Genomic DNA, 16,632 nt, shown 5'->3' on the forward strand with positions numbered 1-16,632 from the left:
CATAGATCAACGTGAAGAGCTTATAGCCTACGGCTTACAGCCAACAGCAGTTTTCCTAATGTCCGAACCCGGCAAACAATCCGACGAGCACCTCAGCGAAGAGCTGGTGGCGTACCTCGATGGCGAGCTTTCGGCTTCCGAAAGCGAGTCGGTGGAGTCGCGCATCCAGTCGGACGAGCACGCTCGCAACGAACTGCAGAAGTTCGACCGGGTGTGGAACGCGTTGGACGAGTTGCCGCAGGTCACCGTGGACGAAGGCTTCACGCAGACCACCATCGAGATGGCGGCCGTCGAGGCCAAGAAAGAACTGGCGCACGAAACCGCCATGCTGCCGGTGCGACAACGCAGCCGCTGGCTGAAACTGGCCGGCATGGTTGCCATGGCAGCCGCAGCGGGCTTCATCGCCTTGCTGGTGCTCACGCCGAATCGTAATCGCGACCTTTACACCAACCTGCCGGTGATCCTGGAACTCGACGCTTACACCGAAGTCCGCGACATCGAGTTCCTGCAAATGTTGGACACCGAGGCGGGCGACTGGTTGCTCGACGAGTGGGGCGAAGAGGTCGAGCAGAACGCCGCAGAGCTGGCCACCGTCACCTCCGCCAGCTACGCCGAGCGGAAGAAGTTTGTCGACGGCCTCAGCGATGACCAACGCGCCGACCTGGCTAGCAAGCACCGTCGCTACCAGAGCTTCATGCCCGAAATGCGCGACGATCTGAACCGCTGGCACGCTACCCTGGCGTCCGACCCCGATGCCGACCGGCTGCAGCCATTGCTGTTGGCCTACTACGCCTGGGTGTCGCAGCAGGACGAAATGCAGCAGGCGCAACTCCGATTGAAAGATCCCGTCGAGCGTGTTGCGCTGACCAACGAAATGCACAAGCAGGACATGAAGGAGGATCGTTGGCGTCTGAGGCCGGCCAACGCCAGGGCGCTGCGCGTGGCGATTGACGAAATCGCCGACGATTCCGCGATGCGCCAGCTGCGGCACGCCATGGTCGAATCGCTGCCGGTGGCCGACAGCCTGGGAGAACGCTTTTCTGCTCGCGTGGTCGAAGGTTTACGCACTTGCAGCAAGTCGAGTCCCCGCCGACCGGTGCAGCTGACGATGTTCATCGCGGCAACTGGCCGAAACGACGTCATCGAAAAGTTGGGAGACGGCTTTGCCGCCTACCATCAGGCGATTGAAGAGCGATTAGTCGAGTCGCTGGATGAAAAGGCCCAGGCGCAGCTTCAGCAGGACGAACCGCTGTTGCGGACCCGGAGACTGACCAAGTGGTTGTTCGATGCGTCGCGAGGACAACGAAATCCGGACGTGGCAACGCTGGAAGAGTTCTTTATCAACGGTGACCTACCGGACGATACCCGCCAACGACTGCTCGCTATGCCCCGTGAGGAAATGCTCGCGGAACTCGAGCACTTGTACGTCAAGGAAGTCGTTGGAGAAGAAGGAATGCGGGGCGACTTCGGAGAATTCATGCGAGGCTTTGGTCGAGGGCGTGGTGGCGAATGGCGAGGCCGCCGCCGCGACGGACCGCCTGGGGACGGGCCGCCAGGAGAGGGAGCACGCGGAAACGGGCCACCGGGAGAACGCGGGCAACGCGGACGAGGACCTCGAAGCGATCGACCCGATGGCGAACGCCCGGGACCGGGTAGACCACCCTTCGGCCGAGATGGTCCGCCTCCGCCGAGACCAGAGGGGCCGATGCCCTAAAGCTGTCCCACTCTAGGTGTTCTGACCCTTCGCCGACTTGTTGCGTTCCAGCAGCCCAATGGCGATGCCCACTGGGTCGTCGCGGTCGCGCAGGATCGCTTCGTAGTGCTCCCAGCCATCGCACTTGGCCGCCAGATCGACCAGCCGCGGTGCAAATGGTGAAAGCTGCACGCCCGCTGGAGCCGACTGCTCGTACAGTTCCATCGCTTCGGCCGCGTGGCCCGTGCGGTCGAGCACCACCATCAGCGTCTCCAGCGGCGCGGTGCCCGCCATGTGCGTGTCGCACGCGTCGAGCTGATTTCGGAAGTACTCAATCGCCTCCGGCACTTCGCGTCGTAGCGTGGCCAGGAAGAACAAACGGTGCGCCGGGTACAGCTCCTCGAACGGCGGATCGCCCGCGTATTGCAGATCGGGGTTCAGTCGCCGCCCGTACTCGGCGAGCCCCAGCGCCACTTCCACCACCGCCGGGTGCGTGAGCACGCGGGCGAACCGCACCGCGGCGGCCAGGTGCGAAGCGTCGACGTGCGACGCCTGCGAATCGAACAGCCACTGGCGGTCGGTGATCAGTTCGGCGACGCTGGCGTTGGCGTCCGGCGCGGACGATTCCTGTTGGGCGATGTGGCTGCGAAGATTCTCGCGCAGCTCGCGATCGAGTTGCCGCACCAGCACTGCCGCGCAGGCCTCGAGGCTGTCGGGCGGCAACTGCGGGGCCATGCCTTCGAGCGTGGTAATTGCGTTGCAGGTCCCCAAGTGGCCGAGCATCCAGCCGTAGCCGCGCTCGATGTCGATGCCTTCGTACAGGGCTAGCTCGATGAGTTGCTCGATGTTTTCGTCGTTGGGCACCATCTGCCCCAGCGCGGCGTGCATCATCCGCTTCTCGCCGGCAGGGCGCAGATAGCGCCAGGCTTCGCGGAGTTGTCCCGCATCGAGCATCAGCCCGCCCACCTCGCGGCAGGCGGCCGTGTAGTCGTTTTCGAGCGTGCTGCGAGCCGGCTCGGGCAACTCGTCCAGCGGCGGCGAATCGGTGAGCGACAGCCCCAACCGCGAGCGGGCCTCGATCAGCCGCGCTTCGAACAATTCATGCCATCTGCCGGCCTGGGCCAACTCATGTGTGAGCCGATCGAACAACTCTTCTTTGCTGCCCGACCAGTTGGATAGTGTTGCAAGGTCCATGTGGATATTCTACCGCGCGACGCGAACGGAAAGTACCGGTTGAGGGTGGTGTTATTCGGTCGGAAAGTGAGCCATGCGGTGCGTGGTTCTGCCGGGCGGGAGCTTCGCCACTTGGATCACCTCACCTCCGGCAGGTTCACCCACCATTCAATGCGGGTTTGAATGGTGGGCGAATTAGATTTCTCGGTCGCTGGGCTCACTTCGAAATGACACGTACGCGTCAGGAAGTCCTACGACAACAAAAAAGCCCGGCCTTCGCTGGTGCGAAGGCCGGGCCGTGGGTTTGCTTGGCGGGTGCCAGGCGAGTCTTTAGATCAGGTCGTAGCCGTTTTGGTACTCGGGCTTAACGATCTTCGCCAGCGACTCGTCGTTCAGCGGAGTCATGGTCTTGGCGTCCCACAGCACCTTCTCGCCGTTCTTCCAGACGGCCAGATTGCCGAGCAGGATGGTCTCGGTGAGAGGTCCGCCGTAGTCCACGAAGTTCGACATCGGGACCTTCGAACGATCCTTGATGCCGTCGTAGAACTCGCGTTCGTGACCACGCGAACGGGGGTAGTCGACCTTCATCGGCTCGGCGCCGATGATCTCGATTCCCTCCTGAGCGTAATCGCCCGCGGCGTACATCTTGGCCTTGTCGCCAATGATCATCGTTCCCGCCTTATTCGGAGCGGGCGTGCCGTCGCCGTTCTTGATAGTCACTTCAGAGAACAGCGAGTTGTCGGGCTTCTTGCCGCCGTCGTACCAGTACAACGTGAACGGCGCCCGGCCATCCAGTTCGGGGAATTCGAACTTGATGGTTGACCACTCGGGATAGCTGTCGCCATTGTGGCCCGAAGTAGTGGCCTCGACCGAAACCGGATCACGCATGTTGAGGGCCATGAACGGCAAGTTGCACGTGTGGCAAGCCATGTCGCCCAACGCGCCGGTGCCGAAGTCCCACCAACCACGCCACTTGAAGTCGTGGTAAGCGCCCTCGGCGAAGGGACGCGACGGAGCGACACCCAGCCACAGATCCCAATGCACATGCTCGGGAGGGCTGGTGGGGGTGGGGCGTGGGCCGCCTTGTGGCCACACGGGACGATTGGTCCAGACGTGAACTTCCTTCACCGCGCCCAGGTTGCCTTCGCGAATCTGGTAGGCAGCTTCGCGCATAGGGTTGTGGGCCGTGTATTGGTTGCCCATCTGGGTAACCACGTCCATCTCGCGAGCGATCTCGCCCAACCGCCGCGCTTCCCAGATGGTGCGCGTCAGCGGCTTCTGGCAGTACACATGCTTGCCCAGCTTCATGGCAGCCGCAGCAATCACTGCGTGCATGTGGTCGGGCGTGCTCACGGTCACCGCGTCGATCTTGTCGCCCATGGTGTCGAACAGTTCACGGTAGTCGTTGAACGTGTTGCCCGACTTCATCACGTTTTCTTTACCGGCCAGCGTCTGGTCGTCGATGTCGCACAGGGCGACGATCTTGCCGAAGCGGCTGGCGTTGGTGACGTCCGAGTCGCCCTTGCCGCCGACACCAATGCCGGCGACCTGAACACGTTCATTCGGCGACTTGCTCTGGGCCGTGGCGACACCGCCAAGCGCCCAGTAGCCTGCCCCAACTGCGGCGCCAGTCCGCAGGAAGTCGCGTCGGTTTTGTCTGGTTCGCATCGTCTCTTCTACTCCTCGAGTAAGAAAAAAATGGAATTGCAAGCATCCAGGAGGCCCGGGCGGGGCAGTGGGGTGGGCCTCGTCTAGACGGAATCCCGAAGGATTCCCGCCCGTATTCTACCCAAAACCTGCGCCGATTACAAAAGTTTATGGTTTAGCCAGATGTGCTCCCCGTGGTCCAGTGGGGGTAGGTGCCCAAAACGTGTATGGACCGACAGGTTGCTCGCAACTGGCCGAGTTTCTGGGTATAACAAAGGACCCGCCTCGACTTGCCTTCTCGAGTCTGACAGCTATTTCCCTTGAATTCGTCGGTGACCCTCCATGCGCTTTACCCCACTGTTGACCCTGTTGTGTGCCCTGCTGACTGGATTCTGTACTAGTTCGCTCGTCTCGGCCCAGGCCACCGCCGTGGCGGATAATCCGGCCGTTGCCCACGCCGAAACCCTGCTGGCCAAGGTCACCGTCAACGCCGCGGGCGACGTGGTGACCATCGACCTGGACGAACGCCCTGTGAGCGATGCCGACCTGGTGCCGCTGCTGGGCGCGACGAAACTCACCAAGCTCAAGCTGTGGGGCGCCAACATCACCGACGCGGCCCTCGATACGATCGTCAAGTTCGAGGACCTTAACGATCTGTCGCTCCGCAACACCAGCATCACCGACGCCGGCCTGGCGAAGTTGCGCGAGATGCCCCAGCTCAAGTCGCTGAACCTCGAGCGCACCACCCAGATGACCAACGACGGCATGAAGCATCTGGCCGAGTTGCCCAACCTGACTTACCTCTACGTGCTGTTCAACCGCATCGACGACGCGGGTGTGGCGAATCTCGAGTCGGCGCCGAAGCTGCGTTTGCTCGACCTCCGCGGTTGCACCATTACCGACGCCGGCATGGAGAGCCTGGCGAAGATCAAGTCGCTGGCCGCCATCAAGATTCGCAGCGCCTCGGTCACCGATAAGGGACTGGAAGCGGTCGCCAAACTGCCCAAGCTCAAAGGCCTGATGCTGCAGGATACGTCGATCACCGACGCGGGGCTTGCGCACATCGCGCATCTCGCCAACATGGACGACCTCGACCTGATGCGAGCCTCCATTACCGACGAGGCCCTGGTGCACTTCGCCAACATGAAGAAGCTGCGGCATTTGAATCTCCGTGGCACCTACATCACGGGCTCGGGTCTCGAGCATCTGAAGGACTGCACCCTGCTGCGTAAGCTCGACGTCAGCGAGACCGGCGTGGACGATGCGGGCCTTGCGCACCTGACCGATAAGCAGAACCTGGTGTACCTGAATCTGTGGAACTCCATGGTTACCAACGACGGCATGGACGCGATCAACGACCTTGGCCTGTTGTACTTGAACCTACAAAACACGATGGTCGACGACGCCGGCATGGCCACGCTGTCGTCGCTGCCAGCGCTCACCACGCTGATCATCGAAGGCTGCGACGTGGGCGACGATGGACTGGCGGAGCTGGGCAAGATCAAGACACTCAATCGCGCATCGGCCCGCCTGACGCTCATCACCGAAGACGGTGTGGCAAAGATCAAAGAGCAGTTGCCCAACGTGACCATCGAGTGGGATGAATAGAGCGCGCCGCACGGGCGTGTAGTGCGTTCTGGTCCGGTCGTATCGATGGGGCGGCAAGGCCACGCTGCGGCAATTCGCCAACATTGCTTTGCCAACCTCCCACGGCTTGGTTAGCCTGGAAGGTATGTCTTCGCCCTACGCATCTCCTCAGGCTGTGGATACGCCCGTCCGCGGGATCGCGTGGGTGCTGCGCGGCGCGGCGGCCCTGGTGGCCATCGCCGCTTGGCTGGTGTTGCTACTGCACGTGCTGCTGCTGGTGCGGGCGGAGCACCGACTCGACCAGGTGGTGAGCGACGCCAACCGCTTTGCCCAACTGCCCGGCATGACCTCTGCGGAACTTACCAACTACACCCAACGCCGACTGGCCGAGCAAGGATTGCAGGGCCAAGTTCAGTTGGGTAGCTATCCAAGAACTTCGCCGCGGTACAGCGTCCACGAGATCCAGGCCAAGCCCACCGGTGGAGTGCTGCAACTTACCGGTCAGGTCGCTGGCTGGTTCACCGAGCCCACCCAGATCAAGATTGTTGGTGGCTCGCGAGATTCGCGGTTACCGCTGCTCAGAGCGGAATAAATCGCACGGTGCGGAAGCCCAGCGATTCGAGCTTGGTTTCGCCCAGTTCGGCGTTGACTACCGTGAGCAGCCGTTCGCGGAACGTCGTCAGGCGCGGATCCGCGATCTCCGCCGCCGTGGTTTTGCGAAGTGCGATGATCACTGCTTGCCGCACTCGGTAATCGTCTCGTTCAATCACCTGCGACACTTCGGGAATCTTGTACCGCGGCACCGTGCCGAACAGGTCGACCACCACTTCCATCGGCGACGAATCGGCGTCGGGGCGAGGCAGGGTCGTACGGAACTCGCCGAGCTGCACTTCGTCCAACCGAGTGCGAATCGCCTGGTTGCGAGCCTCTTCCAGCAGTTTCTTGCTGTTGTAGCATCCCGAGGCCGCCAACAGCGCACCAGCGGTCAGGAGTATCAGGAAGACGCGGTTCATCGTTGGCAATGGCCTGCGGATGGAGCGGACAAAGTGCGCGTCGCCACCAAGCTTGGTCGCGACTACTGAATCATGGTTTACGCAGCATGTGGCCGCGGGGCTATCCGTCGCTTGGTGTGTGTTACGTTGCGGCGGTCCATCCTCGCAACCGATACATTCGCTACCAGCGGTCCGGCTGGGGTGCTCGTCCTGTGTCGTGTCATGCGTTCCTGGCAGCAATTCTACTGCACGCACTATGTTTGTGTGATGAAGTCCAGTTACACCAATTCGACTGCGAACGACCGCCTCTGGCTGGTGGCCGGACTGCTCTGCGCGACGACTGCCGGTTGTGGCAGCGACGCGATTTCGCCCATCGAACGGTTCGAACGACTGCCGTCGGTCGAGCAACTGGTGACGGTCGATCTGGGCGAGTACGTCATTCCGATTCCTGTCGAGCCAACAACTCCCAGCCCCATCGCGGCCACCCAGGTGCAGATCGAGTTCCGCTTGCACGCAGCTGTGTTGCCGGAGTACGAAAGCACGTTGCGGAACAACTACAAGCGGCTCGAAGGTCGACTCCGCGACAACGTGATTGAGATCACCCGCAATACCTCCATCGAAGACCTGCTCGATCCTGCGCTCACAACGCTCAAAACGCACTTGGCCGACTCGCTCAAACCGTTCGTCGGCGCCGCCCACATCGAACGCATTCACATTGCCGACCCTCAGGTGAAACGACTGTGACACAAGTCAGCAAAGAATCTTCTGCCACCTTGCCACGTCGCATCGTGCTCGTCGCCTGCTGCGCGATGCTAGCTATCGCACTCGCCGTCACTCCGCCCGCGCGCGCGGCGGACAAGCCTGCCGGCAAGCCAGCGGACGGCCAGGAGGAGGAGCCGGCCGAGCCCAAGCGGCACGCGTATAAACTGGGCGACTTCCGCATCAAGAACTTCCGCCCCGTCGAGCGGGAGAAAGTAACGCTCGTTTTCACCGTCTGGGTGGAGGTGACTGAAGAGAACGCCGAGCAGTTCAGCCGTGCCTGGGAGTCGCGCAAGCACCGGGTGCGCAACCAGGTGATCACGTCCGCCCGCCTAGTGCCGCCGACCGCATTCGAGGACGCGACGCTCAAGACGCTACGGCGGCGAATCTACCTCCGCCTCCGCCGCGCGGTGCCGGAACTGCCAATCGCCGATGTGTACATCAGCGACTTCAGCTACATCGTAGAGTAGGCCGCCGGCAGAGCAGGGCGGTGGTTGGGTCGATGCATGCGCATTGACCGGCGTTCGGCACACTTGTTAGCATAACCGCTTGGAACGGTGAATATAGGCGGCATCCGACGCCCCGGACCAGCAGGCTTGGGCATCTCACAGCCGTTCCGAGTCGAATTGGCCGACGTTTTTCCTCTTTCCCCGCGGATGTGATGATGACGCGTGATGCTCGTTTTGGTTTTGTCCATTTGCTTGCGCTCTTTGTGGCGGTTGTACTCTGTACGCCTGGGTGCATGAGGACCAATCCCGCCGGTGGTGAAATGGCCGACAGCGATCTGACAGGTGATAACGTGTCGGAAGAGAGCGGCGAGGAGAGCTCGCATGGTTCGACGACCGATAATGACGAATTGTTCGAGCCGCTACAGCCATATGATGCGCCTCCCCTGGCAGAGATCGATGCTTCGGCAAACTGGATTGACCAAAAGGTAGCGTATGGACGCGACCTGTTGCGTGAGCGATTGCAAGACCACCCGCCACTCGTATCCGAGGAGGAAGCGCTGTCGTTGAAGAACGAATCGGAAGCGGACAACGAGAAGATCTACAGCGTCATGCGTCAGCTCCCTGAGAGCGCCGACCAAGTTGATTGGGAGGCGACTTACGTCCATCACTTCGCTGGCGAAGCCAACAGTTTGAACCCACTCATGCGAAGTTCAGTGGTTGACGGCGAGCTGCAGGAGATGACCGGTCTGATGTTGATCGCATTCGATGCGGACTTCACTCCATTCGCGGTCGCGTGGGCTGTTGAGTCTTGGCAGACCAGCGAAGACCACATGATGGACAAGTTTGTCTTGCGCGACGACTTGACTTGGTCGGATGGTAAGCCGGTGACCGCGCATGATGTCGTGTTTGCCTTTAAGACCATCATGAATCCGCGTGTCACGATTCCAGCGATCCGCTCCAGCGTTCAGCATTTAAAGTGGGTGGAAGCGTACGACGACCAGACGATTGTGATGTTCCACAAGAAGCCGATGGCCTCGTGGACAGAGAACATTCAGTTCCCCGTTATCCCGAAACACATCTATGAGAAGAGTGTGGAGGATGATCCCACGATGGAAACTAGCAAGTACCACTTGCAGTTTCTCGACAAGCCGGTGACCTGCGGACCGTACAAGTTTGTGTCGCGTGAGCGGGGGCAGGAGACCGTGCTGGAGCGTCGCGACGAATGGTGGCAGAAGGATGGCAAGGAAATCCGCCCAAGGCCCTATTTCAAGCGGATTCGATGCCGCGTCATCACCGACCCCAACACCACTCTCCTGTCATTGAAGAAAGGTGATCTCGACACAAGCACCATTACCGCGGAACAGTGGCTTACACAGACAAGCGGCAAGGACTTCTATGACCGCAATACCAAGATGCGGGGATTGGAATGGAGTGTCACGCAAGTGATTTGGAATACGTCGCGCCCTTACTTCCGCGACAAGCGTACGCGTCAAGCATTGGCGTTGGCATTCGATCACCAGGAAATGCTGGAGACCATCTACTATGGCCTGACCGAGCCAGGGAGGGGAACATTTCATCCCACCGCTTGGATGGCTTCGAAGAACCCGACCCCCTACGAGCGCGATCTCGACGCGGCCGAAGACCTGCTGGCCGAAGCAGGCTGGGGCGACGAAGACGGAGACGGTTTCCTTGACAAGCGAGTGGATGGTCGGTTGGTGCCGTTCCAGTTCACGATCCTATGTCCCGAACCTCCCAATGCTATTAAGATCTGCAACCTGCTAAAGGACAATCTAGCGCAAATCGGAATCAAGTGCGATGTTAAGGTCACCGAATGGACGGCTTTGCAGGACAAATCGCTGAAACACCAATTCGATGCCATGCTCAGTGGTTGGGGCACAGGTACCGACCCAGCAACTCTGGATAATATCTTCAAGACCGGCGGCGGCCGTAACTACGGCCGCTACTCCAACGAGCGCGTCGACGAGCTGTTTGAGTTGGCACAATTGGAATTCGATCGCGACGAACGCGCCGGACACTACGCGGAGATCCATGAGATTCTGTGGGAGGATCAGCCGTACATGTGGCTCTACTACCGACCAAGCTTGTACGGAGTGAACAAGAAGATTCGTGGCTTCAACTTCAGCCCTCGTGATCCTTTCGGTGTCAATCCAGGCATTCTCGGCCTCTGGATGCCGAAGGACTAAGTGTCGCCATTGCTTGCACTGCTGGAAGCAGCAGCTATGACGTTATCTCGGTTTCGCACTGTTGTTGCCATCCTGTGTTAGATGCGGTCCGCCATGATTCACTATTTGACACGCCGAATGTTGTTGGCAGGGCTGACGCTATTCTTAATTTCGTTCTTGATTTATGGACTAATACGCAACATTCCTGGCACTCCCCTCACAGTGGCCACGATCGCAGCTGACCCCAGCCTGCAAATGAGCGAAGCCGACCAGAAGCGGCTTGAGAGGGCGTACGGCCTAGACAAACATTGGACCCTAGGCTATCTGGATTGGGCGTCCAAGGCTCTACAACTCGACCTTGGGAATTCGCTCCGCCGGAAGGTGCCGGTGAAGCGCTTGATACGCGAGCGGTTGGGCAACACGCTGATCCTTACGGTTTCGTCGTTGTTGTTGAGCTATCTGCTCTCCATTCCGCTGGGCCTGTGGAGTACCGCTCGGGCGGGCACTTTGTCCGAACGTTCCATGGCGCTAGTGCTCTACATGCTCTACTCGCTTCCCACTTACGTGGCAGCACTCTACCTGCAGATTCTCTTTGCGGTGAAATTGGATTTACTACCACTAACCGGTATCAAATCGGAGAACTTCGCCGATCTGTCGGCGTTCGGAAGAACCTGGGACATCTTTCAGCACGCAATCCTACCGGTTACCTGCTTTACCTATGGCACGCTAGCCTACTACTCGCGATTCATCAAAGCCAACATGCAGGAAGTGGTACGTCAGGACTACATCCGCACAGCCAAGGCCAAGGGTTTGGGTGAACGCACGATTCTTCTCAAGCACGCGTTTCGCAACACGCTAATTCCACTGGTGACGCTGATGGGCCTAACACTGCCAAGTTTGCTCAGCGGGGCGATCATACTAGAGATGATCTTCAACTGGCCTGGAATGGGAACGCTGTTTTTCGAGTCGCTGCGCGAACGCGACTATCCCACGGTGATGGGGCTGACGCTCATGTTCAGTGTGATGACCCTGGCTGGGCAGTTGCTGGCGGACATTTTGTATTCAGTGGTGGATCCACGCGTGACGTACAACTAGTTCTTCGATATGGCGACCGAAAATAACAAAGCGAAAGAGACTCGAGCCCCTAAGTCGCCCGGATTCTGGCGCGAGACCTGGGTACGGTTCCGACGTCGCCCAATGGCCATGCTGGCCCTGGTGTACGTGATGTTGATGGCGGTCGTGGCGTTCACCGCGCCGGCCATCGTCGGCGACAGACCCATTGTCTGCAAGTACAAAGGGCATATCTACTTTCCCGCCATGGGGTACTTTAATCCCAAGTGGGAGAACCCCATCTTCCTGAAGGACCGCTTCCGCCGGCGATATAGTCCCGAGAAGTTTAAGGAGAAAGATCCGCAGAGTTGGGCAGTGTGGCCGCTCGTGTTCCAGGATCCCTTTCGCCGCATTCGCGAGAACGAATGGCCTGGCCAGCCGGAAAACCCCATCGGGGCTGATGGACATCCCAGTTGGCAGAATCTGTTCGGAACGAATCAGCAAGGAATCGACGTGTTTGCGCAGATGGTGCACGGTACACGCATCGCGCTATTGGTCGGCATCTTCTCGATGGCCATTGCCGGCACGATCGGTATAGTGGCCGGGGCCTTAGCCGGATACTTCGGTGGCTGGATCGACGCGTTGATCAGCCGCATTATCGAGGTGGTGCTGTGCATTCCCGCGCTGGTGCTGATCCTTGCTTTGCTAGCGGTGGTGCCCAAGCCGACCATCTGGCACATCATGGGCGTAATCGGCCTTACGCGTTGGACAGGCATTGCCCGACTGGCTCGAGCCGAGTTCCTCAAACTTAAAGAGGCCGACTTCGTCATGGCGGCTCGAAGCATCGGGTCGGGGCAAATGCGAATTGTATTCTCCCACATTCTCCGCAACGGACTTGCTCCGGTGTTGGTGCCCATTTCCTTCGGCATCGCCTCGGCGGTGCTTATTGAAAGCGGCCTCAGCTTCCTCGGCTTCGGTCCACAACCCAGCACCAGTTGGGGCAGCATTCTGGCCAGCGGCCGACCGACTATCCAACAGACCTGGTGGCTCATTTTTTTCCCCGGCACCGCCATCTTCCTCACCGTCCTGGCCTACAACCTGATCGGCGAAGGAATCCAAGAAGCCACCGACCCACGACTACGTAGCGACGACTAGAATGATGAACGTGAGCGACCTTGAAAGAATGACTAGATCCTTCAGTCGCTTACGCTCCCTCAGGATGAAATAGACACTTCCTACCCGACCTCCAACCGCATGACTACCGCCCCGCCTGTTGTCGATATCCAGCACCTCCGCACCTACTTCCACACCGAGGAAGGAACCGTGAGGGCGGTGAATGATGTTTCGTTTCGTGTCGAGCGGGGGCATACGCTCGGCATTGTGGGTGAGAGTGGGTCGGGGAAGAGCGTTACCTCGCTGTCGATCATGCAGCTACTAGCCTCCACGGCCGAGATTGAGTCGGGCAGCATTTCGTTCCTGGGCAAGGACCTGGTGAAGCTGCCGGAGCCCGAGATGCGGGACATTCGTGGCAAAGACATCAGCATGATCTTTCAGGAGCCGATGACCTCGCTGAATCCCGTATTCACGGTCGGCGACCAGGTGGCCGAAGCGATCGTGCTGCATCAGAAAGTCTCAAAGGACGAAGCTCGCAAGAAGACGATCGACCTGTTTCGCGAGGTCGGCATCCCCGAGCCCGAGTCGCGCGTCGACTACTATCCGCACCAGATGTCGGGCGGACAGAAGCAGCGGGTGATGATCGCCATGGCGCTCTCCTGCAACCCGCAACTGCTGATCGCCGATGAGCCGACCACCGCGCTCGACGTGACCATCCAGGCGCAGATTCTCGATATCCTCCGCCGTCTGCGCGACACCCGCGGCATGAGCATCTTGTTCATTACGCACGACCTGGGCGTGATCGCCGAGATCGCCGACGACGTGCTGGTGATGTACCGCGGCAAGATGGTCGAGTACGGCGACGTGCTGCAGATCTTCGAGAACCCGCAGCACCCTTACACCAAGGGACTGCTCGCTTGTCGGCCGCGACTCGACAGCAAGTACCGGCTGCTGCCCACCGTGAGCGACTTCATGGAGGCCAAGGAAATCGAAATGCCGGACGGACCGGACGTGGACATTGTCGAAATGAAGCTCGACGAAACGCGGCAGAAAGAGCTAATGACGCACGGCCGCGGGCGGCTGTTGCACCCGCGTGCGGAGCTGGCCGCCATGGGCCATCCGTGGGAAGAAGGGCACCACTCGCCCGACTCGACCATGGTGCCGGACGACGCCAAGCCACTGCTCGCGGTGCAGGACTTGCAAGTGCACTTCCCCGTCCGCAAGGGCGTGTTCTCCCGCGTGGTGGGGCACGTCAAAGCAGTCGACGGCATTAGCTTCAACGTCTATCGCGGGCAGACGCTCGGCCTGGTGGGCGAAAGCGGTTGCGGCAAGACCACCACTGGCCGCGCGATCCTGCGGCTGGTGGACGCCACCGGCGGCCGCGTGCTGTACGACGATCGCGACGTGTTCGCACTGCGGGGTGGCGACATGCGGGCGATGCGGCGCAACATGCAAATCATCTTTCAGGATCCGTACGGGTCGCTGAATCCGCGGATGACGATCGAGTCGACGCTCACCGAACCGATGGTGATCCACGGCCTCGCCAGCAGCAAGGCCGAACGCCGCGACAAGGCGGCCGCGCTGTTGGAAGAAGTCGACCTGAAGCCCGAGCACTTGCGGCGTTACCCCCACGAGTTCAGCGGCGGCCAGCGGCAGCGGATCTCCATCGCGCGGGCGTTGGCTGTGGAGCCCGACTTTATCATCTGCGACGAATCGGTATCGGCACTCGACGTCTCAGTGCAGGCGCAGGTGCTCAACTTGCTGAAGAAGTTGCAGGAGGATCGCGGGCTGACTTACATCTTCATCAGCCACGACCTGAGCGTGGTGAAGTTCATGGCCGACATGATGGCCGTGATGAATGAAGGGAAGATCGTGGAGTTCGGCCCCAGCGACAACATCTATGCGGTGCCCAAGCAGGACTACACCCGCAAGCTGATCGAAGCGACGCCCCGCGACAGTCTGGAGCACATTCGCGAGTTAAAGAAGCAGCGCGAGAAGCTCCGCAGCGGAACCTAGTGGGCCATGAACTCTCCCCTCCAGCCGCAGACCGAGCGATTGCTGCTCCGGCAGTGGCGCGACAGCGACTACGAGCCCTTCGCCCGACTGAACGGCGACCCGGTGGCGATGGAGTTCTTTCCTTGTTTGCTCGATCGCCAGCAGAGCGACGCGACCGCGGACAAGTTTCGCGGCCGCATTGCATCGCAGGGGTGGGGGCTCTGGGCGGTGGAAGTGCGCGACGGTGCGCCGTTCGTCGGATTCGTGGGACTCAACCGCCCCGACCCGCCGGTGCCGATCAGCCCCTGCGTCGAGATCGGCTGGCGGCTACTTCCCGAACACTGGGGGCGCGGCTACGCTTCGGAGGCCGCCCGCGCGGCACTTTGCGTAGGGTTCGAGTCGCTGGAATTGGACGAGATCGTCTCGTACACCGCCACGATCAACGTTCGTTCGCAGCGCGTGATGCAGCGGATTGGTATGCATTACAATGAAGAGAAGTTCGACCATCCCGCGATAACGAACGACAGTCCCCTGTGCGAACACGTGGTGTATCGCCTGGGGCGAGCGGAATGGCAGGCAACTGCGAGGGAGGGGAGTGAATGAGCGAGTCATCCGATCCACGCGTCTACCTGGCGGCCGAGCGCACACTCTTGGCGTGGCTCCGCAGCGGCATTGCCGTGATCGGGCTGGGCTTCCTGGTCGCGAAGTTCGGCATGTTCTTGCGGATGATCCGCGGCACCGTCGAGGGTGGCCACCCCATCGCGTCGACGATCATCGGCATCGCCTTCATCATGCTGGGCACCGCCATGATCGCTCTGGCAGCCTGGCAGCATCAGCACTTCGTCAAGGAGTTCCAGGGGTCGTTCCCACCCACGCAACACTGGCCCAAACTTAGTCTGTGGGTGTCGATCCTAGTCGCTCTGTCCGGCGCGGCGCTGGCTGTTTATCTGGGTGTGAGCGTCGTGAGCGAGTGAACGCCAACAGAGGTAGCCGGATTCGCAAGAATTCGGATCGTCACAACCCAGCACAATAGCGCGTTGCTTGCTGGTTCCGCGCTCATTCCGAAGGAGCCACTGCCAGCGCTTTGAGCGCGTCGAGCGAGGCCAGGACGTCGTCTCTTGAGACGTCTTCCCAGTTGGAGAGTTTGTGGGCCAGGATGGCCAGCTTCATCGCTTCGAATGCGTCGGCCAGGTCGTCGGGTAGTTCCGAGAGCGACTCGAAGGGGCGGTGCTTTGGCACCGTGGTCTTGCCGGCCGCTGGCATCTCTTCGTCGAAGGGAGCTTCCGAGTCGTCGTGTTCGGCGCGCTCGCGGGGTTCGGCCGAGTCGGACTCGCTGTTCTCATCGTCAGGATCGACCACCGTGGCCAGTTCGCCGCCCGAGGAGTCGTCGAGTTCGCCCTTGGCGACCTTCGACATGGTCACGTCGGCATCGTCTTCGGTCTTGCCGTGAGCCTTGTCGTGTGCCTTGCGCATCTGCGAGATCGACCAGCCCTTTTGCAGCGCGCCTTCGAGCCAGATCTCCGCGTCGTCCCAATCCAAGGCGGCGTGGAAGTGGCTCCAGTACAGGCCTTCGTACTGCGTGTAGGTTTCGCCGTACTTTTCGAACACGCGGCGCAAGCGGCCGACGTGCTGGCTGGTCACTTCGCCCACGAGCGTCGCCCACGCTTCGTCGGAGTACTCGCTCACTTCCTCGCCCGCTGCCTGCTTGGCGGCGCGCCACTCGTTGATGATGCGTCCCTTCTCCCAGTTGGTGGTGCTGATGAGCGTGTGCCACTTGCCCACGAACGGGCGCGAGGCGTCGTCGACCTGGCCGATGGTGGTGGTGGTGGGTTGCTCTTGAGTATCTTCCTGGGCCATGGTTGCCTCCTGCTCGCGGTGGGGAGAAGTCGAATCGGCGACACTCGGTAGCGATTACCAAGCGTCGGGGCGGCGATTCTAGCACGCTAGCGGAGGCCGCGCACAGATAGTTGCTGGCAACTTCGCGGCGAGAA

At 60.6% G+C, this 16,632-nt stretch carries 15 protein-coding genes; 11 read left to right on the forward strand and 4 right to left on the reverse strand.

The window, feature by feature from the left end; all coding sequences use genetic code 11:
- Nucleotides 1-58: 58 nt before the first annotated feature.
- A complete protein-coding gene (locus ACQK2L_RS08520) occupies nucleotides 59-1,714 on the forward strand; it encodes a hypothetical protein (RefSeq protein ID WP_425396519.1) in 1,656 nt (551 codons plus the stop codon).
- A 12-nt stretch (nucleotides 1,715-1,726) separates the two neighbouring features.
- Here the strand turns inward: ACQK2L_RS08520 and ACQK2L_RS08525 are convergent, their stop codons facing one another.
- Nucleotides 1,727-2,887 (reverse strand): hypothetical protein, encoded by a 1,161-nt coding sequence (locus tag ACQK2L_RS08525; RefSeq protein WP_425396520.1) that lies wholly within the window; start codon nucleotides 2,885-2,887, stop codon nucleotides 1,727-1,729.
- Nucleotides 2,888-3,196: 309 nt separating this feature from the next.
- Nucleotides 3,197-4,534 (reverse strand): Gfo/Idh/MocA family oxidoreductase, encoded by a 1,338-nt coding sequence (locus ACQK2L_RS08530; protein ID WP_425396521.1) that lies wholly within the window; start codon nucleotides 4,532-4,534, stop codon nucleotides 3,197-3,199.
- Between the two features lie 321 nt (nucleotides 4,535-4,855).
- On the opposite strand from ACQK2L_RS08530, the gene ACQK2L_RS08535 reads away from it, so the two are divergent.
- Nucleotides 4,856-6,121 carry a leucine-rich repeat domain-containing protein gene (locus ACQK2L_RS08535; protein ID WP_425396522.1) on the forward strand — a complete coding sequence of 422 codons (1,266 nt, stop codon included), beginning with the start codon at nucleotides 4,856-4,858 and terminating at the stop codon, nucleotides 6,119-6,121.
- A gap of 124 nt (nucleotides 6,122-6,245) precedes the next feature.
- A complete protein-coding gene (locus ACQK2L_RS08540; protein ID WP_425396523.1) occupies nucleotides 6,246-6,692 on the forward strand; it encodes a hypothetical protein in 447 nt (148 codons plus the stop codon).
- On the opposite strand, the gene ACQK2L_RS08545 is transcribed toward ACQK2L_RS08540, so the two are convergent.
- On the reverse strand, nucleotides 6,679-7,113 hold the full coding sequence (locus ACQK2L_RS08545; RefSeq protein ID WP_425396524.1) for a hypothetical protein: 435 nt from the start codon (nucleotides 7,111-7,113) through the stop codon (nucleotides 6,679-6,681). The genes ACQK2L_RS08540 and ACQK2L_RS08545 overlap by 14 nt on opposite strands.
- Nucleotides 7,114-7,359: 246 nt before the next feature.
- Between ACQK2L_RS08545 and ACQK2L_RS08550 the strand changes: the two genes are divergently transcribed.
- From ACQK2L_RS08550 to ACQK2L_RS08585, 8 genes are all read left to right on the forward strand, one after another.
- Nucleotides 7,360-7,836, forward strand: coding sequence for a hypothetical protein (locus ACQK2L_RS08550; RefSeq protein WP_425396525.1), 477 nt, complete (start codon nucleotides 7,360-7,362; stop codon nucleotides 7,834-7,836).
- Between the two features lie 29 nt (nucleotides 7,837-7,865).
- Complete coding sequence (locus tag ACQK2L_RS08555; RefSeq protein WP_425396526.1) at nucleotides 7,866-8,321, forward strand: hypothetical protein; 456 nt, start codon at nucleotides 7,866-7,868, stop codon at nucleotides 8,319-8,321.
- Nucleotides 8,322-8,593: 272 nt separating this feature from the next.
- Nucleotides 8,594-10,504: a peptide-binding protein gene (locus ACQK2L_RS08560; protein WP_425396527.1), complete on the forward strand. Its 1,911-nt coding sequence runs from the start codon at nucleotides 8,594-8,596 to the stop codon at nucleotides 10,502-10,504.
- Nucleotides 10,505-10,705: 201 nt separating this feature from the next.
- Nucleotides 10,706-11,578, forward strand: a complete 873-nt coding sequence (locus ACQK2L_RS08565) for an ABC transporter permease (RefSeq protein WP_425396528.1) — start codon at nucleotides 10,706-10,708, stop codon at nucleotides 11,576-11,578.
- 9 nt (nucleotides 11,579-11,587) lie between these two features.
- Entirely contained in the window at nucleotides 11,588-12,688 is a 1,101-nt protein-coding gene (locus ACQK2L_RS08570) for an ABC transporter permease (RefSeq protein ID WP_425396529.1), read from the forward strand.
- A 99-nt stretch (nucleotides 12,689-12,787) separates the two neighbouring features.
- Nucleotides 12,788-14,662: an ABC transporter ATP-binding protein gene (locus ACQK2L_RS08575; protein WP_425396530.1), complete on the forward strand. Its 1,875-nt coding sequence runs from the start codon at nucleotides 12,788-12,790 to the stop codon at nucleotides 14,660-14,662.
- Between the two features lie 6 nt (nucleotides 14,663-14,668).
- Nucleotides 14,669-15,244, forward strand: a complete 576-nt coding sequence (locus tag ACQK2L_RS08580) for a GNAT family N-acetyltransferase (RefSeq protein ID WP_425396531.1) — start codon at nucleotides 14,669-14,671, stop codon at nucleotides 15,242-15,244.
- On the forward strand, nucleotides 15,241-15,615 hold the full coding sequence (locus ACQK2L_RS08585; protein ID WP_425396532.1) for a YidH family protein: 375 nt from the start codon (nucleotides 15,241-15,243) through the stop codon (nucleotides 15,613-15,615). Before ACQK2L_RS08580 ends, ACQK2L_RS08585 begins: the two co-directional genes overlap by 4 nt.
- An 82-nt stretch (nucleotides 15,616-15,697) precedes the next feature.
- Here the strand turns inward: ACQK2L_RS08585 and ACQK2L_RS08590 are convergent, their stop codons facing one another.
- Complete coding sequence (locus ACQK2L_RS08590; protein ID WP_425396533.1) at nucleotides 15,698-16,498, reverse strand: hypothetical protein; 801 nt, start codon at nucleotides 16,496-16,498, stop codon at nucleotides 15,698-15,700.
- Nucleotides 16,499-16,632: the final 134 nt, after the last annotated feature.

This window comes from Aeoliella sp. (assembly GCF_965227375.1).
In the GTDB taxonomy this organism is placed as follows: domain Bacteria; phylum Planctomycetota; class Planctomycetia; order Pirellulales; family Lacipirellulaceae; genus Aeoliella.